The organism is Methylovorus menthalis, assembly GCF_020523625.1.
GTDB lineage: Bacteria > Pseudomonadota > Gammaproteobacteria > Burkholderiales > Methylophilaceae > Methylovorus > Methylovorus menthalis.
Genome location: NZ_JAJAQH010000001.1, coordinates 178,634 through 204,110 on the forward strand (window position 1 = coordinate 178,634; position 25,477 = coordinate 204,110).

The window sequence follows — 25,477 nt, forward strand, 5'->3', positions numbered from 1 at the left end:
ATACCTGCACCCGCCCATACACCCATATTTCATAGACCAATATCACGTGAACGCATTTCAACTCAAGAACGGCCAGCTGCACGCCGAACAAGTGCCTCTTAAGCAGTTGGCAGAGGAATTCTCCACCCCTTGCTACGTTTATTCCCGACAAGCGCTGGAAACGGCCTATCGCGATTTTCAGCAAGGTTTTGCTGGCGTAGATCATCTGGTGTGCTTTGCCGTCAAGGCCAACCCCAGCCTGGGCGTATTGAGTGTATTTGCCAAGCTGGGCGCCGGGTTTGATATTGTGTCTGGCGGCGAGCTGGCGCGAGTGCTGGCAGCTGGTGGCGATGCATCCAAAGTGGTGTTTTCCGGCGTGGGTAAAACCGCTGATGAAATGCGGGCGGCCCTGGCAGCAGGGATTTTCTGCTTTAACGTGGAGTCGGCTGCCGAGCTGGGGCGACTGAATGATGTGGCAGGCAGCATGGGCAAGGTTGCCCCGGTATCTCTGCGTGTGAATCCGAACGTGGACGCCAAAACCCACCCCTATATTTCCACCGGCCTCAAGAACAACAAGTTTGGCGTTGCCTACGAGCAATCGCTGGCGCTTTACCAGCAAGCGGCTGCCATGCCCAATATTGATGTGCATGGCGTTGATTGCCATATCGGCTCGCAGCTGACCGAGCTGTCTCCATTTCTGGATGCGTTTGACCGCGTGTTGGCGTTGGTCGACCAACTGGAGGCAGCTGGCATTGCTATCCGCCATATCGATGCAGGCGGCGGTATTGGTATTTGCTACAACGAAGAAACGCCACCGGATTTTGGTGCCTATGCCGCTGCCATGCTGAAGAAGCTGGGAGATCGTAAGGTCAAGCTGGTGTTTGAACCTGGCCGCGCGTTGGTAGGTAATGCCGGTACATTGCTGACACGTGTTGAATATCTCAAACACACGGAAGCAAAGAATTTTGCCATTGTAGATGCCGCCATGAATGACCTCATGCGGCCCGCGCTTTACGATGCCTACCACCAGATTGCCGAAGTCAGCCCGGATGCCACGCCCAAGCAGGTGTATGAAATCGTGGGCCCGGTATGTGAAAGCGGCGACTTTCTCGGACATGACCGTGAGCTGGGCCTGAAGCAAGGTGATCTGCTGGCGATCCTGTCAGCGGGCGCCTATGGCATGAGCATGAGCTCCAATTACAACACTCGCCCCCGAGCAGCGGAAGTCATGGTCGATGGCACAAGCTATCAACTCATCCGCAAGCGAGAAACCATTGCCGAGCTGTTTGCGCTGGAAAATGTAGTCAAAGACTGATCTCATCCATCTGCAAACAACAAAAAAGCGAACGGTTGCACGTTCGCTTTTTTATTTGGCTCGACTACTGCCAGGCCGCTTTACTCCACCAGCTTAATCAAAAATCACTGTCTTGTTGGCGTAGAGCAAAATACGGTTTTCAATATGCCAGCGTACCGCACGCGACAGCACCACGCGCTCCAGGTCACGCCCCTTCTGGATCAAGTCCTCCACCTGGTCGCGATGGGAAATACGCGCAATGTCCTGCTCGATAATCGGGCCTTCATCCAGCACTTCGGTCACATAATGACTGGTCGCTCCGATCAGCTTCACGCCGCGTTCAAACGCCCGGTGATAGGGGCGAGCGCCAATAAAGGCAGGCAGGAATGAATGGTGAATATTGATGATGCGCTGCGGGTAACGCTGCACAAAAGCGGGCGACAATATCTGCATGTAGCGCGCCAGTACGATCAGGTCCACGCCGTATTGATCAAACAGCGCAAACTGCTGGGCTTCGGCTTCCGCCTTGTTGTCACGGTTCACCTCTACATAATGGAACGGGATGCCATGGTACTCGGCCAGCCGCTCGGTATGTCGGTGATTGCTGACAATCAGCGGAATCTCGCAGGCCAGCTCACCGCTTTGATGCCGGTGCAGCAAATCCACCAGGCAATGATCGTATTGCGACACCATGATCGCCATGCGGGTACTCTTCTGACCCAGCTTGAGCTGCCAGGTCATGCTGAAACGCTCGGCTATCGGCGTGAAATGCTCGGCAAAATTATCGGCATTGATGGCGGAATCACTCAGATCCCACTCAACCCGCATCAAAAACAGGCCGTTTTCCGCATCCTGATGCTGATCAGCATGCAGGATATTGGCATTGTGGCGGTATAAAAAATCCGCAATTCCTGCAACGATCCCTTTCTGGTCCGGGCAGGTCACCAGCAATGTGGCGGTATTCTTCATCATGGTCAGGTCGGCAATGCCGTCTTTTTTCGAAAAAACAGGATTATAGCAACTAAGGCCAGCACAAACGAATAGGCGCATCCTGAATCAGTGCAAGCCGGGCAGGGTTGTGGTATCTTTTACCTTGATAACTGCTTCCAAGCCGCCACCCGCCTCAAGCACCGATACCCGTGAAAAAACAACTACCCATTATCTTTATCGCCTTCATCCTGCCCATTACCGCCATGCTCTGGTGGTGGGGGCTTTTCAGCACACCCAAGCTGCAAATCGAGCAGGCAGGCGATTATCACTATGCCTACCTTGAAGCACAGGGTGTTTACTCCAAACTTGGAGAAACGCTGGCCGAGGTCAAGCAGGAGCTGGACAGGCAAGGCATCAGCCACGGCGCCGAGGTCACGCTGGTCATGACCGACCCTCGCAAAACCAAGCCTGCCGACCTGCTGGCGCGTACCGGCTACATGATTCCAGCAGATGCAAAACTGCAATCTCCGCTCAAAAGCGCGACCATCCCCAAGCGCGAAGTCGTCGCCGTCAGCATCAAGGCGCATCCTTTGCTGGCCTACGGCAAAACCTACGGTGCCCTATTGGACTATACGAATCAGCACCACTCTTCATTACAATTACCTACGCTGGAAATTTTCGACAACAGCGTATTACGGGTAGAAATGCCGTTATCGCATGAACCGCAGGATGCATCTCCATGAATTTCATTGTTCTGGTCAGCGCTCTCGCTCTCAGTTACTACCGGCCGCATAAAAGCCTGGATTGGCTTTTTCACGCCTGCACTCCTTATGCGCAACTGCTGGAGCGCAACTTTAATGGCGGCAAAAATCGGCACGGCGTCGTGGCCTGGACACTGGGCGCAATGCTGCCCTCCATCGTGATCGGATTTCTTTATTACGGGCTGATGGAGCTTAACGTCATCATTGGCATGCTGTTCGGCATTGCAGTGCTGTATCTCATCCTGCGCTTCAGCCGGTTCAGCCAGCGCGCCGAGCGCATTGCCACCGCCCTTGCCGACAAAAACATAGACGAAGCCCGCATGCTACTCAGTCAGTGGGAACCCCCGCTGGAAACCAGCCACTACAATGCCGCCGAAGTCGCGCGCGTCAGCATCGAAACCACGCTGCGCCGCGCCCACCAGGGGCTTTTCGGCCCTATTTTCTGGTTTGTGCTGCTGGGCCCGGGCGGCGCTCTGCTGTATCGGCTCTCGCATCTCCTCATGCAAAGCTGGGAACCCCATCTGGATAACCATTTCCATCGCTTTGCCCATCGTGCATTCGAGTGGCTGGACTGGCTGCCTATCCGCATTTCGGGCGCATGCTTTGCGATTGTTGGCGACTTTGAAGATGCCGTCTATTGCTGGCGCACGCAGGCTGCGGGCTGGCCTGAGCAGTCCTTGGGTATCATCTTGGCGAGTGGCGCTGGAGCCTTGGGCGTCAGACTAGGCGAGCCTCTGCCGTATCGCGGCGTGTTGCAGTTCCGCCCCGAGCTGGGCCTAGGCGATGAAGCCGATGCTGACTATCTCAAAAGCGCTGTCGGCCTAGTCTGGCGTGTACTGGTTTTACTGGTCGGCCTGTTGCTGCTGTTAACCTTTGCCCACTGGTTGGGCAACTAGGGCAGCCTCGCGCTACCCCTCATCGTTAAGCTGAATCGAAGACATTTTATGGATATCGTACTTGCCAACCCCCGCGGCTTCTGTGCTGGCGTAGATCGCGCCATCATCATTGTGGAACAGGCGCTTGAGAAATTTGGTGCGCCTATCTACGTGCGCCACGAAGTCGTGCACAACAAATTTGTCGTGGACGAACTCAAGCGCAAGGGCGCCGTGTTTATTGAGGAGCTGGAAGAAGTCCCGCCAGGCAACACCGTGATTTTCAGTGCGCATGGTGTATCGCGCGAAGTCCGTACCGATGCCGAGGCACGCGGCCTGCGCGTGTTTGATGCCACCTGCCCCTTAGTCACCAAGGTCCATAATGAAGTCGCCAAAATGCGCCAGGATGGCAAGGAGATCGTGATGATCGGCCATAAGGGGCATCCTGAAGTAGAAGGCACCATGGGACAGTCCGATGGCGGTATGCACCTGGTAGAAAAGCCGGAAGACGTAGACAATCTTCAGGTCAAAGATCCTGCCAAACTCGCCTATGTAACGCAGACGACGCTCTCCATCGATGATGCCGCGTCCATCGTCACTGCTCTCAAGGATAAATTTCCGCTCATCAGCGCGCCAAAAAGCGACTCCATCTGCTATGCCACGCAAAACCGGCAAGATGCCGTCAAAGCCATGGCCAAAGATTGCGATTTGGTGATCGTGGTGGGTTCGCCGAATAGCTCCAACTCAAACCGCTTGCGTGAAGTAGCGCAGAATCAGGGCATTGAGTCCTATATGGTCGACAACGCCAGCTATCTGAATGCCGAATGGCTCACTGGCAAAAAACGCATAGGTGTTTCGGCGGGCGCGTCAGCTCCTGAGGTACTGGTAAAAGAAGTCATCCAGCGCCTGCAGGAAATGGGCGCCGCCGAGGTCACCGAGTTGCAGGGTGTCGTTGAGAACGTGGTGTTTCAACTTCCCAAGAATCTCAAATCCGCCTGAAACAGACTCAATAAAAAAGCCCCGCAGTGCGGGGCTTTTTTATTGATGCATGAGCGCTTAATGGCCAATCACTTTTTGAGATTATCAAGACTGAAAGCCGTTTTAGGGTTAACCGCCAGAATGATCATGCCGCCCGCAATCGCCATATACTGCATAAAGACGATAGGCTCATTAAGCTTGAGAATGACCGCGACGAATACCGAATAGATCGCCAGAGCAATCGCCGCACCCCGGGTTTTGAAGCCCAGGAACAGCAAACTGCCAGCCACCAGCTGCACCAGTATCATGATAGGGGCGAACACGGTGCCCAGACCATGTTGTGCCAGAAAATCCTGATAGGCAGAATAACCGTCTGGATTCTTGAAAATCAGCATCAATTGGATAATGATGGAAACCAGATAAATTTGCGCCAGCAGCAGACGACCGATCAGACTGAAAAATTTGTTCATACACACTTTCCTGAGTTGGTAACATGGCAAAACGGCATGATGCCTGCAAGCATGACTGGCCGCAAGCCCGCAACACGGAGGAGCAAGCATGAGAATCGTCATTATCGTTGGAGCTTTATTGCTTGTCGCATGCAGCCCCGAGCCCGACCACAGCACCCCAAAAGTCGCCGAAGAGGCACGTGCGGCGCTGGATCAGGCCAAGCAGGTAGAAAATACCCTGCAGCAATCGGAGCAGTCACAGCGCGAGCAGATTGAGCATGCCTCCGAGTAATACCTGCCCAGGTTACGTCATCAAGCCAGTGTGCTGGCAGCAGGCAGGGGCATCCCTGATGTATGTGCGCCGCGCGGTGTTCATGCAGGAGCAACAGGTACCGGATTCTCTGGAGTGGGATGGGCTGGACGAAGATGCGCATCATCTGCTGGCCTGCACCTTTGGACAGGAGGTGATCGGTTGCGCGCGCATACTGCCAGACGGACATATTGGCCGCATGGCGGTGATGCCGACATGGCGCGGCCATGGCGTCGGCCGGGCATTGCTGGATAAAGCCGTGCTGCATTGCAGCCAGCAAGGACTGCACGCAGTCAAACTATCTGCGCAAACCCATGCCATTGCCTTTTACCAGAAGGCCGGTTTTGTGGTGTGCAGCGCAGTCTATATGGATGCGGGCATACCGCATTGCGACATGATCCTCACGCTTTAACCACCGCAACGACTGTTTGCCCCACCCTGCCCGCTTGGGTAAAATGCAGGGTCAAGATTTTCTTCAAACTCTCTCTTTTTCTTATCCCACAAAAGGAATTCCGCATGTCAAAAATTATCATGAAAGCCGGTGAAGCTACCGTATTCAGCGAAGGCAAAGACGTTACCGCAGCGATGCCCGAAATCGTCATTGGCGCTGTAGACGGCCCGGTTGGTACCGCATTTGCCAACATGATGGCGCAGAGCAAGGGCCACACGGCCATGTTCGCCGTACGCGATATCAACCAGCTGGTGCGCCCTGCCAGCATGATGGTACCTAAAGTCACGCTGAAGGATTCCACCAACATCGAACTGTTCGGTGGCCTGGTACAAGCTGCTACCGCTGACGCGATTCTGGACTGTGTGATCGAAGGCATCATCCCCAAGGATCAGGTCAACGACCTGTGCATTATCAGTCTGGTATGGATTGATCCGGGCTGTGCTGCATTGGCCAAGGAAGGCACGCTGGACAAGGCTGACATGTACAAGAACAACTACGATGCCACCAAGCTCGCCATCAAGCGCGCGCTGAACGATGAGCCGACCATCGATGAGCTGATCGCCAATCGTCACAAGATCAAGCATTGCATGTGGGAAGACAGCTGGGATCAGAAGTAATCAGCCCCGCTGAGCGCTGATATGGATAGTCTCGGCATCGTTAGCTGAGATCACCATCATAAAAAACCCCGGAAGGTTAACCTTTCCGGGGTTTTTTATTGGCTTGCAGCCTGAATTCAGCAGTGACGGATTCAGGTCTTACCTGTCAGTGCTTAATACTTCTTCACCAGCTCGGGGGAGAATGGCTCCAGCACGCAACGCAACTCCAGCACTTTTGCCTTGTTAGGGGCTTTGTCTGTCGTGGCGTCAAATTCAATCACGCTCTGGTCACGATTGGTCCAGATAAAACCACCGGCCTTGTTCACATTGCCTGCCATGTATTGCACGGCTTCGGAGCATGCACTCACATCATCATAAACCCCTGTTTTAATGAGGTAGTGATTATCCAGATGATCAAGTATTGCGACCATACTGCTCCATTGGCCCGCACGTGGTTGGGGAACACTCACATCGGCGGCCATGGCATTGCCAGCCAACATCAGAATAGCGGCGGCAGTCAGGGTTTTCATAGCTTGCATCGTCTTCTCCTTTTTTATATCAACATTATCAATCAAGCATAGGTACGACCATGCATGGCTTGAAAAGTTGAGATATTTATAGCGAGAACCGCCTGATGCGCCTCTGGAAAGCCTTGCGCAGGCTCATTTCAGTTGCGCCAGATCATCAATGACATTGACAGGACCAAGCTGCCCCAGCAGCCCGGCACGTTGCAGTTTGTACCGCACATTGGCACGCATTCCACACAGTACTAGGCGCGTATCGTGTTTATTGCAGGTATCACGCAGATCCCACAAGGCCTGCATGCCCGTCGCATCCACAAACGGCACGTGCTCCAGGCGCAATACCAGCACGCGCGCATGAGCATGCACATGCTCAAGCGTCGTTTCCAGCCGCTCGGCCGCCGCAAAGAAAAAAGGCCCTTCAATATCGAACACCACGGTTTGCGGTGGCAAGACATAGCCATGATGAGCGGCGTGCTGCTGCACCTGCTCATCCGGCTGCTGAGTGAGCACCACGGCATCGGACATCCGCTTCATGAACAGAAGGGCAGCCAGCAATACGCCGATATTGACGGCGATCACCAGATCGCCAAACACAGTCAGCAAAAAGGTAATCAGCAGCACCGCCACATCCGCACGCGGTGCTGTGGTAAGCATATGGCGGAAGCGGTCGATTTCACTCATGTTCCACGCCACCACAAACAGTATGGCCGACAGGGCGCACAAGGGAATATGCGCAGCCAGCGGCGCCAGTATCAACACAATCAACACCAGGGTGAATGCATGCACCAGTCCTGAAATCGGACTGGTGGCCCCATTCCGAATATTGGTCGCCGTACGCGCAATCGCTCCAGTGGAGGCAAAACCACCAAACAGCGGCGAGAAGATATTGGCAATACCTTGGCCCACCAGCTCCTGATTGGAATTATGGCGGGTGCCCGCCATGCCATCTGCCACCACGGCGGATAGCAGAGATTCAATCGCCCCCAGCAAGGCAATGGTAAACGCGGGGCCAATCAGATGCAGCACTTCTGACAGGCTGGTCTCAGGCCAGGCAAATTGCGGCAATTGTTGCGGAATACCGCCAAACGCACTGCCTATGGTCGCCACACCATCTAACCCCAGGCCGGCATGCAGCAAGGTTGCCGCCAGCATGGCCACCAAGGGCGCGGGAATACGCTTCAGCACGCGCGGGGAATACAGGAGGATTACCAGAGTAAATGCGGCCAACAGCAAAGTAGGAACATGGGCATGCGGAACGGACTGCAACAGATGCCATAGTTTCTGGTGAAAATGCTCGGCACCTGGCTGTATGGGCAAGCCGAGAAAATCCTTCCACTGCCCTACGAAAATGATGACGGCGATGCCACTAGTGAACCCAATGATGACCGGATCCGGGATATAGCGGATAACGCCCCCCATGCGCGCGAGCCCCATGCCGATAAGCATGAATCCGGCCATCAGCGTGGCAATCTGCAAGCCTGATATGCCGTACTGTGCGGTAATTCCCGAAAGGATGACGATAAAGGCGCCGGTGGGACCGGCAATCTGCAAGCGGCTACCACCAAAGAGCGAGGTCAGGGCGCCAGCGACGATAGCGGTGTACAAACCCTGCTCGGGTTTGGCACCGGAAGCAATGGCAAACGCCATGGCCAGCGGCAAGGCCACCACGCCCACAATCACACCAGACACAATATTCGCTACCCAATGCTCCCGGGTAAGCAATCCTGTGCGTTTGGCTTCAAGTATGGCAATCATGGTGGTGCAACCATTCTTGCACACAATACCCGCTCACTTCAAACGGGTATTACGCTACGTGGAAAATGTTGGTCATTCGGGAGGCAAAGTTGCGCAAGGCCACTCGAGCATTGCGCGAAGATGATGGCTTAAATCAGCGCTGTTTGCTGCCAGCGCAATTGCTCCAGCAGCACGCGCACCGGCGCTGGTATGCCAGCCTGCACTGCGGCTTCCAGCGTCAGCCATTGGGTATTGGGGGTTTGATTTGCCATCAGCGCCGTTTCGACCGCCAGAGGCTGCGGCAATATATGCAGCTTGAAATGGCTGAACACATGGGTCAGCGTGCCAAACGGCGGCAATTTCTGCGTCTGGACACCATAGCGCTCGGCGGCGGCCTGCTGCGCATCCAGTGCACTATCGACTTCCGGCAGACTCCATAAGCCGCCCCAGATGCCGGAGGCGGGGCGCTTTTCCAGCATAACCTGATTGTCATGCAGCAATATCAGCATGGTGGTGGATTTTTCCGGGATTACCTTGCGGGGTTTTGATGCGGGCAGTTCGCGCGTGCGCCCTTCCCGATAAGCCAGACAGCTCGTCTGCAAGGGACAGGCATCGCACCGTGGACGGCTGCGCGTGCACAAGGTCGCGCCCATATCCATCAGCGCCTGGGCATAGGGGCCGTGTTCGCTTGTGGGTTGCAAGCGCTCAGCCAGCGCCCACATCGTCTGCTCTACGCGCGGCAATCCAGGCCAGCCCTCAATGGCGAAATGGCGCGCGAACACGCGCTTTACATTACCATCCAGTATCGGGTGTGGCGCCTCGAATGCGAAGGAAGCGATGGCGGAAGCCGTCGAGCGGCCTATGCCCGGCAAGGCCTGTATCGCTTCCAGCGTTTGCGGGAACACACCACCATGCTCCTGCATTACCTGCTGGGCCGCCTTGTGTAGATTGCGCGCCCGGGAGTAATAACCCAGGCCGCTCCAGTGCTGCATGACATCATCCTGTGTCGCTGTCGCCAGACTGGCAATGGTAGGAAAGCGCTGCATGAAACGCTGGTAATAACCGATGACCGCCGCAACTTGGGTTTGCTGCAACATAATTTCGGACACCCAGATGGCATAAGGGTCACGCGTTTGCTGCCAGGGTAAATCATGGCGGCCATAGCGCTTCTGCCAAGCAATCAGCCTGCTGGCGAACTCGGCACCCAAGTCTTCTCCTGCAGGCTTTTGCGCAAGAGTATGTACCAACTCAGCCATGAGCAACTCCGTGACTGTTTTTCAACCAGGCCATGACGTGCAAGGCATCCTGATCTGGCGGGAATACGGGGTAAAAACAGGTGGCGATCACTCCATCGCGCAAGATCATCGTGAGCCGCTTGTTAAGCCGCTGCCCCGCGACCTCAAAGGTCGGCAGACGCAGGGCATCGGTAAAGTAGGCACTGGCATCACTCAACAGCGCGAAAGGTAAATGCAGGCGGTTCGCCGCTTCTTGCTGGTACGCCGTGGATTGCTGACTCAAGCCGAAAACCTGTGCGCCAAGGGCGTTTAGTTGGGCATGATGATCAGCATAAGCGCAGGCCTGCGGCGTGCAGCCACGGGCACCGGGTATCAAATCCCACCCATCAGGCAGCGCTGTATCCGGCCGCCCAGTCATGGGATAGCAATACAGCACCACCCAACCGGGGATTTGCCTGAGATTCACTTCCGCGCCATCGGTCGCCATCAAGGTTATGTTAGGCAAGGCAAGGCCCGGCAGGTGATCACAAGCACCGTCATCCAGCGGGACAGGCAAGTTGGCAGGCAGTTGCGTCAGCACAGGCCCCAAGAATTAAAACCCCAGCAACTTGTTGAGTTTTTTCTTGGCCTTGTCTTCTGTCGTCTCTTTGGGCGTAGCATCCGTACCGGATGACTTCTCGTCCGCAGGTGGCGTAGTGGTGGTGGCGTCTTTCTTGCCACCGAGGAGGGATTTCAATGCATCTTCCTTGTTGCCACCCATTAGATTCTTGACGGCCTCGCCCTTGGTGCCGCCCACGCCATCCAGCAGCTTGTTCTTGGCAATGGCAGCGCCCAGGCCAGCAAAGTCGATGGCGTAAGCTGGCTGGGAAAAGGTACCGCTGAGCTTGATGGGAATCGTCAGGCCATTCATCTCAGACAAGTCCGAGCCGCCTTGACCCTTGAGCGTATTCACCACCGTCGGCTTGGCTACGTAATCCAGGGTTTCATTGGCAATATCGATATCGCCACTGCCGGTAATGCGGAACAGGGGCGCCTTCATGCTGAGGTCTTCGTTATGCGCCACGCCATTTTTGATCGTAAAGCTGGCCGACATTTCACTGAAATCGGTCTTCTTGCTTTTATCCCCAGTCACATTGCTCTGGCCCTTCAGCACATTCAGCTTGTCCTTCACGCCGCGCAGCGTGCCTGCGATATCAATCCCCTTCACGGCACCATCGGCAAGGTTAAGTGCTGCCTTGCCGTTCAGGGCTTTTTTTAGGGCGCTGACGGTCCCTCCCTGCGTCGTGATATCGAGATTGAGCGTGCCCTTGCCGCTCAGCATGTCGTTGTTGATGGCATCGGTAAGCAAGGGGCCAATGGCGATGCCTTTCATGTCCTGCCTGACGGCGATGCTGGGCGTGCTGCGGGCATCCACCTTCAGGCTGCCATTCATACTGCCCTCATACAGATTGGCCGACAGCGGCGCCAACTCGGCCACGCCATCCTCCGCTTTCAGCTTGAGGCGCACGTTGGTAGACTTGATATTGGCGACCTTGAGCCACCCTATGCGCAGCTCACCATTGGCATTGAATTGCTTGAGCGCACTCAGATCAATGGGCGCATCGGTCTGCGGCTTTTTGCCCGCATCGCCAGGCTTGGCCGGAGGCGCATCGGACTTGGTGATGTATTTGTCGGCATCCAGCTTGTCGATATCAATATCAAAGCGGTAAATGGGATTGGCAAAGCGGCTGATACCGAGGCTACCGGCAATCTGGCTGTCATCCAGCTTCACGCTCAGCGGCTTGATATCCAGCGCCTGCCCGTCGGCTTTGACGCCAAGCTTGAGATTACTCAGCTGGTATTTGTCATACACAATGCGGCCCATCTGCACATTGCCTTGCAAGCGTAACTTGGCAAGAGCAGAGAGATCAGCGGGTTTGGCTGGCGTGGCTTTATCCGTGCTGACTGGCTTGCTGGTGTCCTTGCTGGCTGGTGCTCCCAGCAGGGCGTTCAGGTCCAGTGCATCGCCGGTCAGGTTAAAGCGGATGTCCGGCTGATCAAACTTGCTGAGAGCCACATCGCCCTTGAGTCGGGTGGCATCCAGATTCAGCGTGAAGTCACTATTCACCAGCTGCTGTTTGGCATCGGCATGCAGCTTGAAGGCAAAATCGCCCTGCAACTCGCGCTTGGGCAAGGTCGGATCATTCACCTTGATCTTGCCCACCAGCTTGGGCAGATCAAATACTTGGGTTTCAAGATTGCCTGTGAAGGGCGAATTGAAGGTGCTTTGCAGCTGATGCTGCCCCTGCTTCACATTCACCTCACCGCTAATACCACTACTCTGCACGGCCTTGGGCGAGCCTTTGAGATCGGCCAGCACCAGCTTGGCAGTAAGGGTGTCGCTGCCTTTTTCCTGGCTGACATCGATGCTGGCCTGCTTGCCGCTGACAGTATCCTGCTGCACGCGGATTTGCGGCGCATCCAGCGCCACTTTCAGCTTGGCGCCATCCTGCGTTGCCGCCAGAGCGAGCTTGAGGCTGTCCAACAGCAATTCCATATGCTCCAGACGCGCATCCACATCGCCACTGAGTGTCAGATCAGCGTCTTTCAGAGTGGCGATATCACCCTTGATGCCTGTATCCAGTCCCTTGACGGCAAAATGCTGTTGCTCGGGATCGGCCAACACATTGCCCTTGATGCTGACGCTTGCCTTAATGGCAGGATTATTCGCCTCCAGCTCAAAATCGCTCGCCAAGTCAAACGGGGTGCCAAGCGCCACATGCCCGGTCTTCAGGTTGAATTTGCGCAGCGCCAGCTGCTTGTCCGTCATCTCGTCGCGCAGGTTCAAGGCGGCATTGGTGACGTTGATGCCATCAATATCAAACTTGATCTGCTCGGACTCTTCCTCATCCTTGCTCATCAGATCGTCAAAGTTGGTGGTGCCATCCTTGTAGCGCACGATATTGGCACGCACGCCGTCCACATACACCGTATCCACCACCAGCTGCTTTTTCAGCAACGGCAGCAAGGCCAGTGAGACCTTGAGGCCATCGACGGCGGCAAACTCTTTGTCACTGCTGTGTTCGGATATGGAAATGCGGCCGAGATCAGCCCCGATGCTGGGCCAGAAGGCGAGCTTGATATCGCCATCGAGGTGTAGCGTGCGCTGCTTTTTTTCTTTCACCAGATTGATGACGGTCTGCTTGTAATCGTTGGGGTTGAATGTGGCGGCCACAATGCCGACCACCACCAGCAAGATGACAACAACACCTGCCAGGCCAATCAGGCCGAATTTGAGTAGTTTATTCATGCACAACGCCCCTCGTATTTGCAGCCTGCCTGGCACGGCGGCTACTTATTAGTGATTCAACGCACCCTGACAATCTGACGCATCAATGGCTGGGTCAGCCACCCCAACCAAATCTGGACATGGCCTCCGCCCCCAGATAGTAAATGCCAAAGAAGAAAAATCCAAAATAGACCGTGGTGAAGATCAACCAGAAAAAGGCAATCATCACCATCAGGCCATCGCGCTCCAGCTGGCCTATGCAATAAAACAGCACCGCCAGCCCCGGCAGCACATTATTAAGCGGCAACACGCCAAAGGGAATCGCCATCAAGAGACCAGAGGCGATGAGGATGAAACCGCCTATCTTGCGACCGCGCTCCCCTTCCACCAACCGTGGATAGCGTTGTGGTCGGCTGAAACGACGGCAGAACCCGACCACCTTGATGCTGATTTTTGCCAGCATACGCCAGCTTTTTTCGCTCATGGTCACGCCGCGGATTTTTTGTGGCAGTACCGGTGATTCTGCCCCGCGCCACAGTTGCCAACCCAGTGCGGCAAAGGTGAAGCCACCCAGCACAGTGAGAGGCCCCAGCGGAATTGGCTGCAACAAGGGCAATACCAGTATCAGCGCGATCAAGCCGAAGGCGGCATGATCCAGGCTATCCAGCGCCTCGCCCAGGGCGAGCGGACGCTGACGGGCTGTATCGGCAAAGCCACTCAGTATTTCGACAACCCGCTCGTAACTATGCATGCCTTAAGCAAACTTGAGGAAGTAGATCAACACCAGCGTGCCAAACACAATGCGGTAGTAGGCAAATGCACGGAAATCGTGGTTAGCCACATAGCGAATCAGGGTTTTCACCGCAATCAACGCGGCAATGAAGGCCATGATGAACCCCACGGCAAACATGGGAATATCGTCCGCGCTGAACAGGGCGCGGTTTTTGAACACGTCGTAACCACTGGCCGCCAGCATGACCGGGATCGCCAGAAAGAACGAAAACTCGGTAGCCGCCTTGCGCGACAAGCCAAACAGCATGCCACCCAGGATGGTGGCACCCGAACGCGAGGTACCTGGAATCATTGCCAGCGATTGGGCAAACCCGACCTTGAGAGCCTGCAAGGGCGTAATGTCATCCAACGTGGCCGCTTTGTGCACGACATCCTTGCCATCAAAATGGCGTTCAATCCACAGGATCAGAAAACCACCCACGATCAGCGCAACCGCCACATTAATGGGCGAAAACAGATGGGTCTTGATAAAGCTGTGAAAGATCAGCCCCAGCACTGCCGCTGGCAGAAATCCGATAAATACATTCAGCACAAAGCGTTGTGATTTCGGGTTGCTGGTCAGCCCCTGGGCGATCCCGGTAAGGCGCGTGCGGTATTCCCAGCATACCGCCAGAATGGCACCCAGCTGGATGACGATCTCGAATACCTTGCCTTTGTCGTCGTTAAAATTGAGCAGATCACCTGCCACGATCAAGTGGCCGGTACTGCTGATGGGGAGGAACTCGGTGGCGCCTTCAAGGATGCCGAGAATAGCGGCTTTGAGGAGTAACAGCAAATCCATGGATATTATTTCTCTTGTTCAGTGTGTAGTAAAAGGCTGAGCTTAAGCCAGCAACATGACCCCCATATTGCTATCCAGACCCAAGCAACTTATGGGCCTGAAAATCCCTTTGCTCGCCCTTAGAGACGACGCCAGGCTGACATGGCCTGCGCCATCAGCTCGGATTGGGTTTGCGGCACCTTGCCGTCGGGGCTGAGACGATCTACAACCTTGGGCAGGTAATTCGCCAAGGTTTGCGCGACGTCAGCAAGCGACATATGAAACTTTTGCGCGATATCGGTCAGTGTTTGTGTGCCCAATGCGCCCTCGACCTGTTCAGGTGCTAGGGGGAGATTTTCCCCATTGGCCAGCCAGGAGTCGACCTCTTCTGCCATGCCGGCATCCCTGAATTTTTTCAGTACGCCAGGCGCACCACCATTACGTTCGATAATCTCAAGGGCGACCTGAAACATGCGGCCTTGCTCGCCCCCCATTTTTGCGGCCACTGAGCCTGCAATGCTACTGAATAAACCCATGATTCAGCTCCTTTCAGTACTGCCTGGTATCTTCCCAGGCAATGTGATTCCCCCTGGGGCTTATAGAAATAAACCGCGTTGCATTAAAACCGTTCGCCGGGGCGCAGATAACGCCATTGGCCGGGTGGCAGCTTGCCCAACGCCACACTGCCAATACGCACGCGCTTCAGGCCCACCACGTTGAGGCCAACCTGCTCGCACATGCGACGAATCTGGCGCTTGCGCCCTTCGCGCAATACAAAGCGCAACTGGTCTTCATTCTGCCAGGACACCTTGGCCGGTTTCAGCTGCACGCCATCCAGCGTGAGGCCGAAATTAAGCTTGCGCAGCCCCTCATCCGACAGGGTGCCTTCCACCCGCACCAGGTATTCTTTTTCGGTCTGAGAATCCTCGCCGATCAATTGCCGGGCAACGCGGCCATCCTGCGTCAGCACCAGTAGCCCGGTGGAATCAATATCCAGCCGTCCGGCCGGGGCCAGTCCTTTGAGGAATCCACGTCTGAACTCTTTTTGTACCGGGTCTTCCGCCCAGTGATTATCGGGATGCACCAGCACCACAGCTGGCTCGTAGCCATCTTCCGCCTGGCCGGATACATAGCCCACCGGCTTGTGCAGCAGAATAGTAACGATCTCGGATTGATGCTTCTCCGCTTCTTTACTGACTTCGATGTTCGCGTCGGGTTCCACGCGGGAGCCCAATTCATCCACCACCTTGCCATTCACCCGCACCCAGCCATTCACAATCCACTCATCTGCTTCGCGCCGTGAGCACAAGCCCAGCTCGGCCATGCGCTTTGAAAGGCGCGGCAAATCGGGCTGCGATGCGACAGGTTTGGGTGTGAACATGGGATTCTGGGTACGATCCCGATTGAAATCACCAGCGACAAACCCATCCCGTGCCTTGCCACCCCGGCGCGGGGTATCGCGGTCACTGGCCAACCGATCAGCGCGGTCTGCTGCAGGGCGGCGTGGCCGCTCGCTACGTTCGGCCGGACGCTCGTCGCGGCTCCGGCTATCTGGTCGTGCGGTTTCCGTACGGGGGCGTGATTCGCTGCTACGTGCAGGCCGATCAGCAGCAGAGCGCTCTGGTCTTGTGCCATCAGGCCTTGCACCAGCAGACCGTGAACTATCCGGTCTGGCAGAGTCTGATCTTGCATTCTCTGATCTGGCACGGTCTGACGGGGAGCGATCTGCTGCTGGTCGCCGTGCGGGCTGGCGCTCACTTACATCCCGGGCTGCCACTACCCGGCGCGGGCGATCACTATCAGCGGGGCTTTCGGCCGCCTGATGTTCATGCAGGGTGCCATCATGACGATGATTACGCTGACGCTTGGGTGCAGCGCGATCAGCAGAAGGGCGGGCACTGACTGCACGTGCTGGCTTGTTGGCAGGAGCGCGCACTTCAGCATCCTGGACGGACACATTGGCAGCAGGCTTTGAGGCAGCATCACGTGGACGCTTGGCCGGGTCTGCGCGCCGCACCGGTTTACGGCCAGAGGGAGCATTGGAATCAGCGGGCGTTGCTTTGGGGGGGAGTTTTAAAGTGGTCACAGCTAGGGTCTCGTAAGACAAGGCTAGATTTTACCTTGATCGTGGGATGCATGCGCAGCGGAATCGCAAGAAATAAAAAAGCAGGCGCGAACGCCTGCTTTTCCAATTCAAGGGCTTAAGGTATCGGAAAAGGATTAAACCTTCTGATACACCTCGGAACCCTTCTTCACGAACTCAATCGCTTTCTCCTGCATGCCCTTGCTCAGGGCTTCTTTTTCGTCCAGGCCCAGCTTGTCAGCGTAATCGCGCACATCCTGCGTGATCTTCATCGAGCAGAAGTGCGGGCCGCACATGGAGCAGAAGTGAGCCTGCTTGGCGCCTTCCTGTGGCAGGGTTTCGTCGTGGAATTCCTTGGCTTTTTCCGGATCCAGACCAAGATTGAACTGGTCTTCCCAGCGGAATTCAAAACGTGCCTTGGACAAGGCATTGTCACGAATCTGCGCGCCAGGGTGGCCCTTGGCCAAGTCGGCTGCGTGGGCGGCAATCTTGTAGGTGATGATGCCCACACGCACGTCTTCCTTGTCTGGCAGACCCAAATGCTCCTTGGGCGTCACGTAGCACAGCATGGCACAACCGTACCAGCCGATCATGGCAGCGCCGATACCGGAGGTGATGTGGTCGTAACCGGGGGCAATATCGGTGGTCAATGGTCCCAGCGTGTAGAACGGGGCTTCGCCACAGTGCTCCAGTTGCAGATCCATGTTTTCCTTGATGAGGTGCATGGGCACATGACCAGGGCCTTCGATCATGCACTGGACGTCGTGCTTCCAGGCGATCTGGGTCAATTCGCCCAGGGTCTTCAGCTCGGCAAACTGGGCTTCGTCATTGGCATCGTAGATGGATCCAGGACGCAGGCCATCACCCAGACTGAAGGAAACATCGTACTGCTTCATGATCTGGCAGATGTCTTCGAAATGCTCGTACAAGAAGCTTTCCTTGTGGTGGGCCAGACACCATTTGGCCATGATGGAACCGCCGCGTGACACGATACCGGTCATGCGCTTGGCCGTCATCGGGATGTAAGCCAGACGAACACCCGCGTGAATGGTGAAATAGTCGACGCCTTGTTCGGCTTGCTCGATCAGCGTGTCACGGAAGATTTCCCAAGTGAGGTCTTCGGCCTTGCCGTCGACTTTTTCCAGCGCTTGGTAAATCGGCACGGTACCAATCGGCACTGGGCTGTTGCGGATGATCCACTCGCGGGTTTCGTGGATGTTTTTACCGGTGGACAGATCCATCACGGTGTCACCACCCCAACGGGTACCCCAGACCATTTTTTCCACCTCTTCGGAGATGGAAGAACCGAGCGCGGAGTTACCGATATTGGCGTTGATCTTCACCAGGAAATTGCGGCCAATGATCATCGGCTCGATTTCAGGGTGATTGATATTGGCAGGAATAATCGCGCGGCCACGGGCCACTTCATCGCGGACAAATTCCGGCGTAATCACCTGAGGAATGCTGGCACCAAAATGCTGACCCGCATGCTGGGTTTGCAGCAGCTCGCTCATGTTTTCGCGGCGCTGGTTTTCGCGGATGGCGATGTATTCCATTTCCGGCGTGATGATGCCACGGCGGGCGTAGTGCATCTGGCTCACGTTCATGCCGGGCTTGGCACGCAGTGGCGTGCGCGTCAGGTTGAAGCGCATTTCGGCCAGCTTGGGGTCTTCCTTGCGCTGCTTGCCGAAGTCGGAGGTCGGGCCATCCAGCTGCTCGGTATCATTGCGCTCGGCAATCCAGCCAGCACGCAGGGCAGGCAAGCCATTGCGGATGTCGATGTTGATATCAGGATCAGTGTAGGGGCCGGAAGTGTCATATACGACAACCGGTGGATTCTTTTCTGCGCCAAACGCCGATGGTGTGTCGGAAAGCGAGATTTCGCGGAAAGGTACGCGAATATCAGGACGCGAGCCTTCCACATAGATTTTGCGCGATTTGGCAAATGGCTGCGTCGCGCCCGCGTCTACTTCAGCGGTCTCGTTCAGGAATTTGTTCAGGTTTTTATCAGTGGCGTTCATGTGATGCTCCAAAAGATGCAGGGAGCACGAACAGGCTTCACGGGGAAATGTACAGGAGGGTACGGTGTGAGGCTTATCGGCTTCCCTACGGCGGGATTATCCGCGTCAGGTTCAAAGGGTAACTCTCACTCTATAACCCTGATTAGATAAAGGATTAAGAGACCCCCAGCAATAGGCGAAAGTTACGCGAAACCAGCAATAAAAGCAAGTTTGAAGGACTTGTGGTTGAAGCAGGCAAGCACCATAAAAAAAGGCACGGGCATGCGAAATTGCATACCCGTGCCCAAAGACGCAAGGCGCTAAGGGGCCAGCGCTAGCGTTTCTTTTCTGCGACTTTCAACCCCTCTTCCACATCCTGTCGGCGACCGGTATCGGCATCTTCACGACCGGGGCGGGCAGGCGCAGCCAGGGCCTTTTTGTAGTACTCCACCGCCTTGGCATAGTCGCCCTGTCCACTCAGGAAATCGGCATAGAAGTAGTTGGGATCTATGCCCGTAGGGTTGAGTTGCAGCGCTTTTTCCAGATACTCGCGGGCTTTTTTCTTGTCACCAAAACCAATGGGCCAGCCCGGTACCTTGTAATAGAGTGAACCCAGCGAGGTATAAATCGAACCATTCAGCGCATTCGGATTGATTTTCTCGGCGGCAAGCAACAGGTCGCGTGACTTTTCGGCGAGCTTGAGCGCACCCAGACCACCCTTGGCCTTGGCGTAGGTGCTGAGAATAATGGCTTCCCAGATCATGGATTCAGGCGCACCCGGGTTGGCTGCGCTTACCTGATGCGCTTCCTCCGACAGGGTTTTCAACGCGGCTTCCTGCTGAGCATCGGGTATCTGGTAATTGGCATGAGCCCAGTCATGCTGCAGCTTGACGATGGCAGGGTCTACCTTGTCATCGGCGTATACCGGGACGGCAAGCAGCGCTGTGCCGAGCAGGCAAAGGGCAATAAAAGTACGTTTCATCGAATTTCTCCTAAGGGATGTTGTTTGCGATTCACAAAGGGGGCAGCGAGGCGCGCCTGTTTTTTCATGCCGAAATTGACCAGTTTGGGCAGGGTGCTATTCAGCCAGGCAAAAAAGGATTCTGGCTGGCCGATGTAGTACTCCTCGCATTCGCGGGCAATGGCGCACACAATCTGGCGCGCCACGTCTTGCGGTGCATCCAGCGAAATATTGGCAGCACGCAACATATGAGTGGTGGTGGCATCGTTCAAAGGTGTATCTACAGCTCGAGGGGCAATATACGTTACCTGCACTGGCGTATCGACCAGCTCGCGACGTAGCGATTGCGAAAATCCGCGTATGGCAAACTTGCTGGCGCAATAGCTGGCGTAATGCGGAAAGCCAATACTGCCGAAAATGGAACCGATGTTGACCAGCTGCCCTTGCTGCCTGGTCAAAAAGTGCGGTAGTGCCGCCCGCGCTAGCAAGATTGGTGCGGTGACATTGGTCTGAATAATCTGCGCAATGCGCTCCGGGCTCTGCTCTTCAAACTGGATGAAATCCATGACCCCGGCATTGTTGATCAGGATATCCAGCCCGCCCAGCTGCTGAACGGCGGCGTCCACTACTCCCTGCGCAGCATTGGGATGCTCCAGATCCGCCACGATGGAAATACGCTCGCCGGGCATGCCACTCAAGGTATGCAGCAGTTCCTGCAATTTACCAGGGTGGCGGCCCACCAGCGCGAGATGGGCGCCTTGCGACGCCAGTTCGATGGCCAACGCCTGACCGATACCACCGGTGGCACCCGTCAGCAGGATACGGGCATTCTGGATATTCATGCGGCCTCCTGAAATGCGGCGGGCAGAAAGCGCTCACCCAGCTCGCGGAAAATATTGCCATACAACTGGTAAAACACGCGGGCACTGTGGATCAGCTGTGCCCTGTCATCCGTATCTTCAAGGCGATTGACCAGACCTTCGTAAAAAGCGGTATGCCCGACATCCAGCGCACCGTGGGAGGTGAGGTAAGTAAAGCTCCCATTGCCCAAGCCCAAGCTGGTTCGGATGGCTTCGCCGGCCTGTGTTGCCAGTGCGGTGCTGGTACCTTCAAGCACCAGCACCATGCCGAAGAATCCAATCGGATTGACGCGCTGTATGGTGTCGTGGGCATAGGCCACCATGATCTCGGTGGCAAGCCCGGGCTTGCCATGGCGCACGGCTTCGGCATCGCCACCACTGGCCTTGATGTCATTCAGAATCCACTCCTGATGCCCCAGCTCTTCTTCAATATATTCGGCCACCGCCTCACGCAACCATTCATAACGCTCAGGCAGGCGGGCACCGCAGGCCATCAATAGCGGCACGGTATGTTTGACATGGTGATAAGCCTCGGTCAAAAACGCGATATAGGCATCCAGGCTCACCTGACCGCTGGCACCCGCACGAATCAGGGGCAGGCTGAACAGGGCATTTCGTTGCGACTCGGTCGCAGCAAGCAATTCATCATAAAACGGCATGTTGGTCTCTTTCATACAAAGGATTTATACGCGCAGCATATTGCTGCCAGATGGCATCGCGCCGCAGCCTGCCATTCGGGGTGAGCTGCTGGTTTTGCGGGGTAAAGGGATGTTCGGCCAACATCCACTGCTGCACGCGGGCATAGTCCGGCAGCGTCTGGTTGGCCTGTTGCACGGCGGCTTCAATCTGCGCGTGTATATCGCCGGAAACGCGCGGCACAATCACAGCCACATTCCATGGACGCGCCTCACCGAACACGGCGACCTGGGCGATCACCGGCGACAAGGCGAGCTCGCTTTCTACCCATTCCGGCGATACATTGCGTCCATACGATGTGATGAAGATATTCTTTTTACGGCCCGTGATATGCAGATAGCCATCGCCATCCAGATAGCCAATATCGCCAGTCGGCCAATAAGTCACATGCATGGCAGGCTGGGCGGCGTAGCCCAGCAGGGTGCTGCCCGCCACCAGCAACTCACCATCACTGGCAAACGCCAGTTGCACATGCGGCAAGAGCTTGCCCACGCTGCCAGGGCGCTGCTGACCGGGCGAATTAAAAGCCACCACCGAAGCGCACTCCGACAATCCATAACCCTCGCATACCGGCAAGCCCAGCTCTTCTGCGCGCTGCAGCAAACGGGGCGCCACGCGGGCGCCACCCACGGCAATCAGGCGCAGGCTCGTGGGAGGAGCCCAGCCAGACTCGGCGGCCATGACCAGCGCACGCAAAAGTTCAGGAATCAGCAACAGAGTGGTCGGATTGGTTTCCTGTATGGTTTGCAGTAACTGCGGCACATTGAGGCCGGACGCACCACTCAAGCCGACGCGGGCCGAGGAATACAAGGTCGTGGTGGCACCCACCAGCAAAGGCAAGTAAAGCCCGGCGATGTTTTCCAGCAAGGTCGACAGGGGCAGGATACTGAGATGACTATCCTGCGCGGAAGCAGCCGTCGCATCGGCGAGCGAGCGGCTTACCTGCTCCATGGCCTGCGCACTAAGGCACACCCCTTTGGGCTGGCCAGTAGTGCCGGAGGTATAGGTCACCTTGGCCGTGCCTGGCGGCAACGCTCTGGGTTCGCTGTTTTCAAACTGCAGACGGCTGACCAGTTGCCCGCCCACCAGCTGGTGATGCTTGCTGATAAGGCGATACCCCTGAGCCAGAAGCAACTGCTCCATGACCATGGGCTGCTGGCAAAACAAGGTATCGATGCCAGCATCACGGATGGCATGCATAATTTGCTGCGGCGAGAAAAAACCGGGCACCGGTACTACCGGCACCTGCAGTTCCAGGCAAGCTAAGTCCAGCAAGGCCCAGGCCGGGTCATTCTCCATGGCAATAGCGATTGCTTGTGGCATGCCGGATTGTTTTATGAAGGCGGCGGCGGCATGGATTTCTGCGGGCAGGGCTTTGTAAGAGATGCTGCCATGACTGCCACGCAAGGCTGGATGATCGGGCCTGGACTCTGCGTGCTGCTGAATCGCGTTAAGTATCGACATATTGGCTCCTATTGCATCCGACGCACGGCAAGCACTTGCGGTGTATTGTCATAATAGCTGCCCCAGTCAGGACGCTCTTCGGCAGGCAAGCGCTGAATGTCGGCTGCCCCCAGATGTACCAGCTGCATGTTCAGCTTGAGCAGGGCATTGCGCAACACAGGCGTGGCGGTAAATACGGCCCACTCGGCCTGACTGCCATGCAGGTAAAGACTCACGCTGGCGAGCAGATGGCGAATATGTACGGGCTGGAATACGGCCAGATTGCCCACCTCAATAATCTGGTCGCGCGCCACTTGCTTGCCGGTAGCGGCACTCAGGATCAAATCGACCGGCTGATCGAGATAGGTTTCCAGAAACAGCGGTTGCTCGGCAGCATGTCGCACGCCACACACCGCATGCAGATTGCCCTCGTCATCGCGCAGGCTCATGAGTGTCGGCATGAAATGGCGTATGCGCGCGCCATGCACCAGACGAAACACGCTGCGGACAAACTGCTCCAGCTCAGCGCGATCATGGGCATCCGGCGCGGCCAGCGTGGTTTGCAAGCCACCCGCCATATGCAGCGGAACGATCGCTTGCTGGCGCTTGGTCGTATATGACTGATGCGCTTGAGTTATTTTCTGAGGATCAAAGCTCGGTGCCGGCAACATGACGACTCTCCTGTAAGTGATAGTCATCATGTCGCAATCGGCATGCCATCCCGAAAAAATATAAACTATATATTTACAATCAATAACTTAGCTTATATCATGGGAATTATAGAAGCGCAGGAATTGTGAGTACAACACCGAAATCATACAAAAATTGCAGGGATTGCCTGGCAAGCGAAGGGAGCAACCATCGCGATTCATCGAAAAAACCGCTATGAGGCAAGCACTTAGGGTGGGCAGTTCAGCGCAGGCTGACTGGTAGTAAACGACCCGTCGCCCAGCAACCAAGCCACGGCCTTGACCCGGGCATCCACCTTGCAGGCATCCACATAACCTATACCACCCGGCGTATCCGCCACGTAGCGCAAAACTGCCTCCTGCGAGGAAACCACATGTGGCGGTGTGGTGCCGTGGTAATACACTTCGTTCCAGTATTCGGCTTGCGCCTCAGGCAAACTGCCAAGCACGCGCTGCGAAAACTGTCGCCGCTGTGGACTATCCGTCGGCAGGTTAACCGGTTGCATGCGCACACCTTCTGACCAGTAGAGTTTTTTGCGCCAGTAAATCAGCGAGAGGTCTACCAGGCTGCCAATCTTGCCGCTCTGTGTCTTGGGCACCACCACGGCCAGAGTATCGGCGGGAGCAGCCAGCGGCTGACCCATGCACAGCAGCAATGTCCAGCCAAGCAACAACACGCTCATACACTGGCGGGGCGCAGGCATTATCAGACGGTCTCGATATCGCAGCATGGCCGGGCGGGATAGCATCAGAACAAAATAGCAAACGAAGTAAAGAAGCCCTTGGGGGCATCGGCGCGCTCCTCGTCGCCGCCCACATACTCGAGCTTCAATACCCGGTTAGGCTGCATCCGCCACGCGGCCCCCAACACCCAACGCTCAGCCGAGCCTTCTGCCGGGCGCTTGAAATTTTCCAAGCGGCCAACCGCAAACCAGCGATTACCCAAAGGCGCCACTGCCTGCACATAAGCACCACTGCCGCCGTCACGGTTATTGCTGTAATAGCGCTGATAGGCTTCGCCGCTGAACTCCCAGTCCTCATGCTTTACCATGAAGTCGGCCCCCATCATCCGGAATTGCGGGGTGCCGGGGATATCCTCGGTAAACTCCATCAGGGTCACGCCCAGGTTCAGTTTGCCTGTAAAGGCAAAACGCGCACCGTGGGTATCGCGGTACTGGATTTCATCGCCATCCAGATGCTGATCCTCCAGCGCCTCCATGAAAAACGTGTACTCGAACGCACGGTTATCAAACGACTTGGCGCCATACAGCATGACGCCATTAGTGGATTGCGGGAACAAGCGGCTGGTTGCCAGCGGACGGGTGGTGGTCCACACCAGCGGCGCTGCGTGGATGAGATTCCAGCGGCCAGCCGGGGTCAGGAATCGGCCAGCACGCAGATTGTATTGTTCGGAGATGTTGTAATCGAAGTAGAAGCGCTCAAGATCGATGCGCGCGCCATCGTTGGTCAAGCCATGGCCGGACTTCCAGCTGACGGGTTTTTCCTGCTCAAGCTCAGCAAAAAATCGCCAGCGGCCTTCGCCCTCCCAGCGCAGCAAAAAGCTCACTTCTTCCAGACTGGCTTCGGATTTGCCACCGGAATGCACATTCAAATACGCACTGGAGTAGCCGCCCAGCTTGAAGCCGTCGAGAAAACCGCCCGCCGTATCGTCCGCCGCAGCAGACTTGCAGAGGCTGAGGGCGACGACTACACTCAACACCCCATAGCAGCTTAATGCACGCATAAATTCCCCAGCGTATGAATCACCCAAATGACACCATCCCTTGCCTCAAGCGAGCCGCGTTTTGCGAA

At 56.1% G+C, this 25,477-nt stretch carries 26 protein-coding genes and 1 riboswitch; of the genes, 7 read left to right on the forward strand and 19 right to left on the reverse strand.

Features of this window, described 5'->3' with window-relative positions; translation table 11 throughout:
- Positions 1-46 precede the first annotated feature (46 nt).
- Positions 47-1,294, forward strand: coding sequence for a diaminopimelate decarboxylase (lysA, locus tag LG204_RS00815; protein ID WP_230335494.1), 1,248 nt, complete (start codon positions 47-49; stop codon positions 1,292-1,294).
- Between the two features lie 93 nt (positions 1,295-1,387).
- Here lysA and purU read toward each other — a convergent pair whose 3' ends face one another.
- Positions 1,388-2,242 carry a formyltetrahydrofolate deformylase gene (purU, locus tag LG204_RS00820; RefSeq protein ID WP_230335798.1) on the reverse strand — a complete coding sequence of 285 codons (855 nt, stop codon included), beginning with the start codon at positions 2,240-2,242 and terminating at the stop codon, positions 1,388-1,390.
- Positions 2,243-2,412: 170 nt separating this feature from the next.
- On the opposite strand from purU, the gene LG204_RS00825 reads away from it, so the two are divergent.
- Genes LG204_RS00825 through ispH form a run of 3 tightly spaced genes read left to right on the forward strand, consistent with a single transcriptional unit; the run spans position 2,413 to position 4,835 of the window.
- Positions 2,413-2,946: a GyrI-like domain-containing protein gene (locus LG204_RS00825; protein WP_230335495.1), complete on the forward strand. Its 534-nt coding sequence runs from the start codon at positions 2,413-2,415 to the stop codon at positions 2,944-2,946.
- Entirely contained in the window at positions 2,943-3,860 is a 918-nt protein-coding gene (locus tag LG204_RS00830; protein WP_230335496.1) for a CobD/CbiB family protein, read from the forward strand. The genes LG204_RS00825 and LG204_RS00830 overlap by 4 nt, the downstream gene beginning before the upstream one ends.
- 48 nt (positions 3,861-3,908) lie before the next feature.
- Entirely contained in the window at positions 3,909-4,835 is a 927-nt protein-coding gene (gene ispH / locus LG204_RS00835; protein WP_230335497.1) for a 4-hydroxy-3-methylbut-2-enyl diphosphate reductase, read from the forward strand.
- Between the two features lie 68 nt (positions 4,836-4,903).
- On the opposite strand, the gene LG204_RS00840 is transcribed toward ispH, so the two are convergent.
- Entirely contained in the window at positions 4,904-5,284 is a 381-nt protein-coding gene (locus LG204_RS00840; protein WP_230335498.1) for a DoxX family protein, read from the reverse strand.
- 88 nt (positions 5,285-5,372) lie between these two features.
- Here LG204_RS00840 and LG204_RS00845 point away from each other — a divergent pair, with 88 nt between their 5' ends.
- The 3 genes from LG204_RS00845 to fae all read left to right on the forward strand — a co-directional run bounded on the left by LG204_RS00845 (position 5,373) and on the right by fae (position 6,641).
- Positions 5,373-5,555: a hypothetical protein gene (locus LG204_RS00845; RefSeq protein WP_230335499.1), complete on the forward strand. Its 183-nt coding sequence runs from the start codon at positions 5,373-5,375 to the stop codon at positions 5,553-5,555.
- Positions 5,542-5,985, forward strand: a complete 444-nt coding sequence (locus LG204_RS00850) for a GNAT family N-acetyltransferase (RefSeq protein ID WP_230335500.1) — start codon at positions 5,542-5,544, stop codon at positions 5,983-5,985. Before LG204_RS00845 ends, LG204_RS00850 begins: the two co-directional genes overlap by 14 nt.
- A gap of 104 nt (positions 5,986-6,089) precedes the next feature.
- A complete protein-coding gene (gene fae / locus LG204_RS00855) occupies positions 6,090-6,641 on the forward strand; it encodes a formaldehyde-activating enzyme (protein ID WP_230335501.1) in 552 nt (183 codons plus the stop codon).
- A 152-nt stretch (positions 6,642-6,793) separates the two neighbouring features.
- On the opposite strand, the gene LG204_RS00860 is transcribed toward fae, so the two are convergent.
- From LG204_RS00860 to LG204_RS00940, 17 genes are all read right to left on the reverse strand, one after another.
- A complete protein-coding gene (locus tag LG204_RS00860) occupies positions 6,794-7,159 on the reverse strand; it encodes a hypothetical protein (protein WP_230335502.1) in 366 nt (121 codons plus the stop codon).
- A 123-nt stretch (positions 7,160-7,282) separates the two neighbouring features.
- Positions 7,283-8,899: a SulP family inorganic anion transporter gene (locus LG204_RS00865; protein WP_230335503.1), complete on the reverse strand. Its 1,617-nt coding sequence runs from the start codon at positions 8,897-8,899 to the stop codon at positions 7,283-7,285.
- 128 nt (positions 8,900-9,027) lie between these two features.
- Positions 9,028-10,134, reverse strand: a complete 1,107-nt coding sequence (gene mutY, locus LG204_RS00870) for an A/G-specific adenine glycosylase (protein ID WP_230335504.1) — start codon at positions 10,132-10,134, stop codon at positions 9,028-9,030.
- Positions 10,127-10,693 (reverse strand): peroxiredoxin, encoded by a 567-nt coding sequence (locus LG204_RS00875; protein WP_328440871.1) that lies wholly within the window; start codon positions 10,691-10,693, stop codon positions 10,127-10,129. The genes mutY and LG204_RS00875 overlap by 8 nt, the downstream gene beginning before the upstream one ends.
- Before the next feature lie 12 nt (positions 10,694-10,705).
- The gene (locus tag LG204_RS00880; protein WP_230335506.1) at positions 10,706-13,402 is read right to left on the reverse strand and encodes an AsmA family protein; all 2,697 of its coding nucleotides are present in this window, start codon (positions 13,400-13,402) and stop codon (positions 10,706-10,708) included.
- Positions 13,403-13,496: 94 nt separating this feature from the next.
- A complete protein-coding gene (locus tag LG204_RS00885; protein WP_230335507.1) occupies positions 13,497-14,132 on the reverse strand; it encodes an exopolysaccharide biosynthesis protein in 636 nt (211 codons plus the stop codon).
- 3 nt (positions 14,133-14,135) lie between these two features.
- Positions 14,136-14,954, reverse strand: coding sequence for an undecaprenyl-diphosphate phosphatase (locus tag LG204_RS00890; RefSeq protein ID WP_230335508.1), 819 nt, complete (start codon positions 14,952-14,954; stop codon positions 14,136-14,138).
- Between the two features lie 119 nt (positions 14,955-15,073).
- Positions 15,074-15,469 (reverse strand): YidB family protein, encoded by a 396-nt coding sequence (locus LG204_RS00895; RefSeq protein ID WP_230335509.1) that lies wholly within the window; start codon positions 15,467-15,469, stop codon positions 15,074-15,076.
- An 83-nt stretch (positions 15,470-15,552) separates the two neighbouring features.
- Positions 15,553-17,019, reverse strand: coding sequence for a pseudouridine synthase (locus LG204_RS00900; protein ID WP_230335510.1), 1,467 nt, complete (start codon positions 17,017-17,019; stop codon positions 15,553-15,555).
- 134 nt (positions 17,020-17,153) lie between these two features.
- The gene (gene thiC / locus LG204_RS00905) at positions 17,154-19,037 is read right to left on the reverse strand and encodes a phosphomethylpyrimidine synthase ThiC (protein ID WP_230335511.1); all 1,884 of its coding nucleotides are present in this window, start codon (positions 19,035-19,037) and stop codon (positions 17,154-17,156) included.
- 65 nt (positions 19,038-19,102) lie between these two features.
- Positions 19,103-19,214, reverse strand: a riboswitch (TPP riboswitch).
- A gap of 136 nt (positions 19,215-19,350) precedes the next feature.
- Complete coding sequence (locus LG204_RS00910; protein ID WP_230335512.1) at positions 19,351-19,998, reverse strand: tetratricopeptide repeat protein; 648 nt, start codon at positions 19,996-19,998, stop codon at positions 19,351-19,353.
- Entirely contained in the window at positions 19,995-20,819 is an 825-nt protein-coding gene (locus LG204_RS00915; protein ID WP_230335513.1) for an SDR family oxidoreductase, read from the reverse strand. Before LG204_RS00915 ends, LG204_RS00910 begins: the two co-directional genes overlap by 4 nt.
- A complete protein-coding gene (locus LG204_RS00920) occupies positions 20,816-21,496 on the reverse strand; it encodes a TenA family transcriptional regulator (protein WP_230335514.1) in 681 nt (226 codons plus the stop codon). Before LG204_RS00920 ends, LG204_RS00915 begins: the two co-directional genes overlap by 4 nt.
- A complete protein-coding gene (locus tag LG204_RS00925) occupies positions 21,483-22,997 on the reverse strand; it encodes an AMP-binding protein (protein ID WP_230335515.1) in 1,515 nt (504 codons plus the stop codon). The genes LG204_RS00920 and LG204_RS00925 overlap by 14 nt, the downstream gene beginning before the upstream one ends.
- An 8-nt stretch (positions 22,998-23,005) precedes the next feature.
- On the reverse strand, positions 23,006-23,647 hold the full coding sequence (locus tag LG204_RS00930) for a thermostable hemolysin (RefSeq protein ID WP_230335516.1): 642 nt from the start codon (positions 23,645-23,647) through the stop codon (positions 23,006-23,008).
- Positions 23,648-23,874: 227 nt separating this feature from the next.
- A complete protein-coding gene (locus tag LG204_RS00935) occupies positions 23,875-24,348 on the reverse strand; it encodes a type 2 periplasmic-binding domain-containing protein (RefSeq protein WP_230335517.1) in 474 nt (157 codons plus the stop codon).
- Between the two features lie 65 nt (positions 24,349-24,413).
- Positions 24,414-25,409, reverse strand: a complete 996-nt coding sequence (locus LG204_RS00940; RefSeq protein WP_230335518.1) for a hypothetical protein — start codon at positions 25,407-25,409, stop codon at positions 24,414-24,416.
- Positions 25,410-25,477 lie beyond the last annotated feature (68 nt).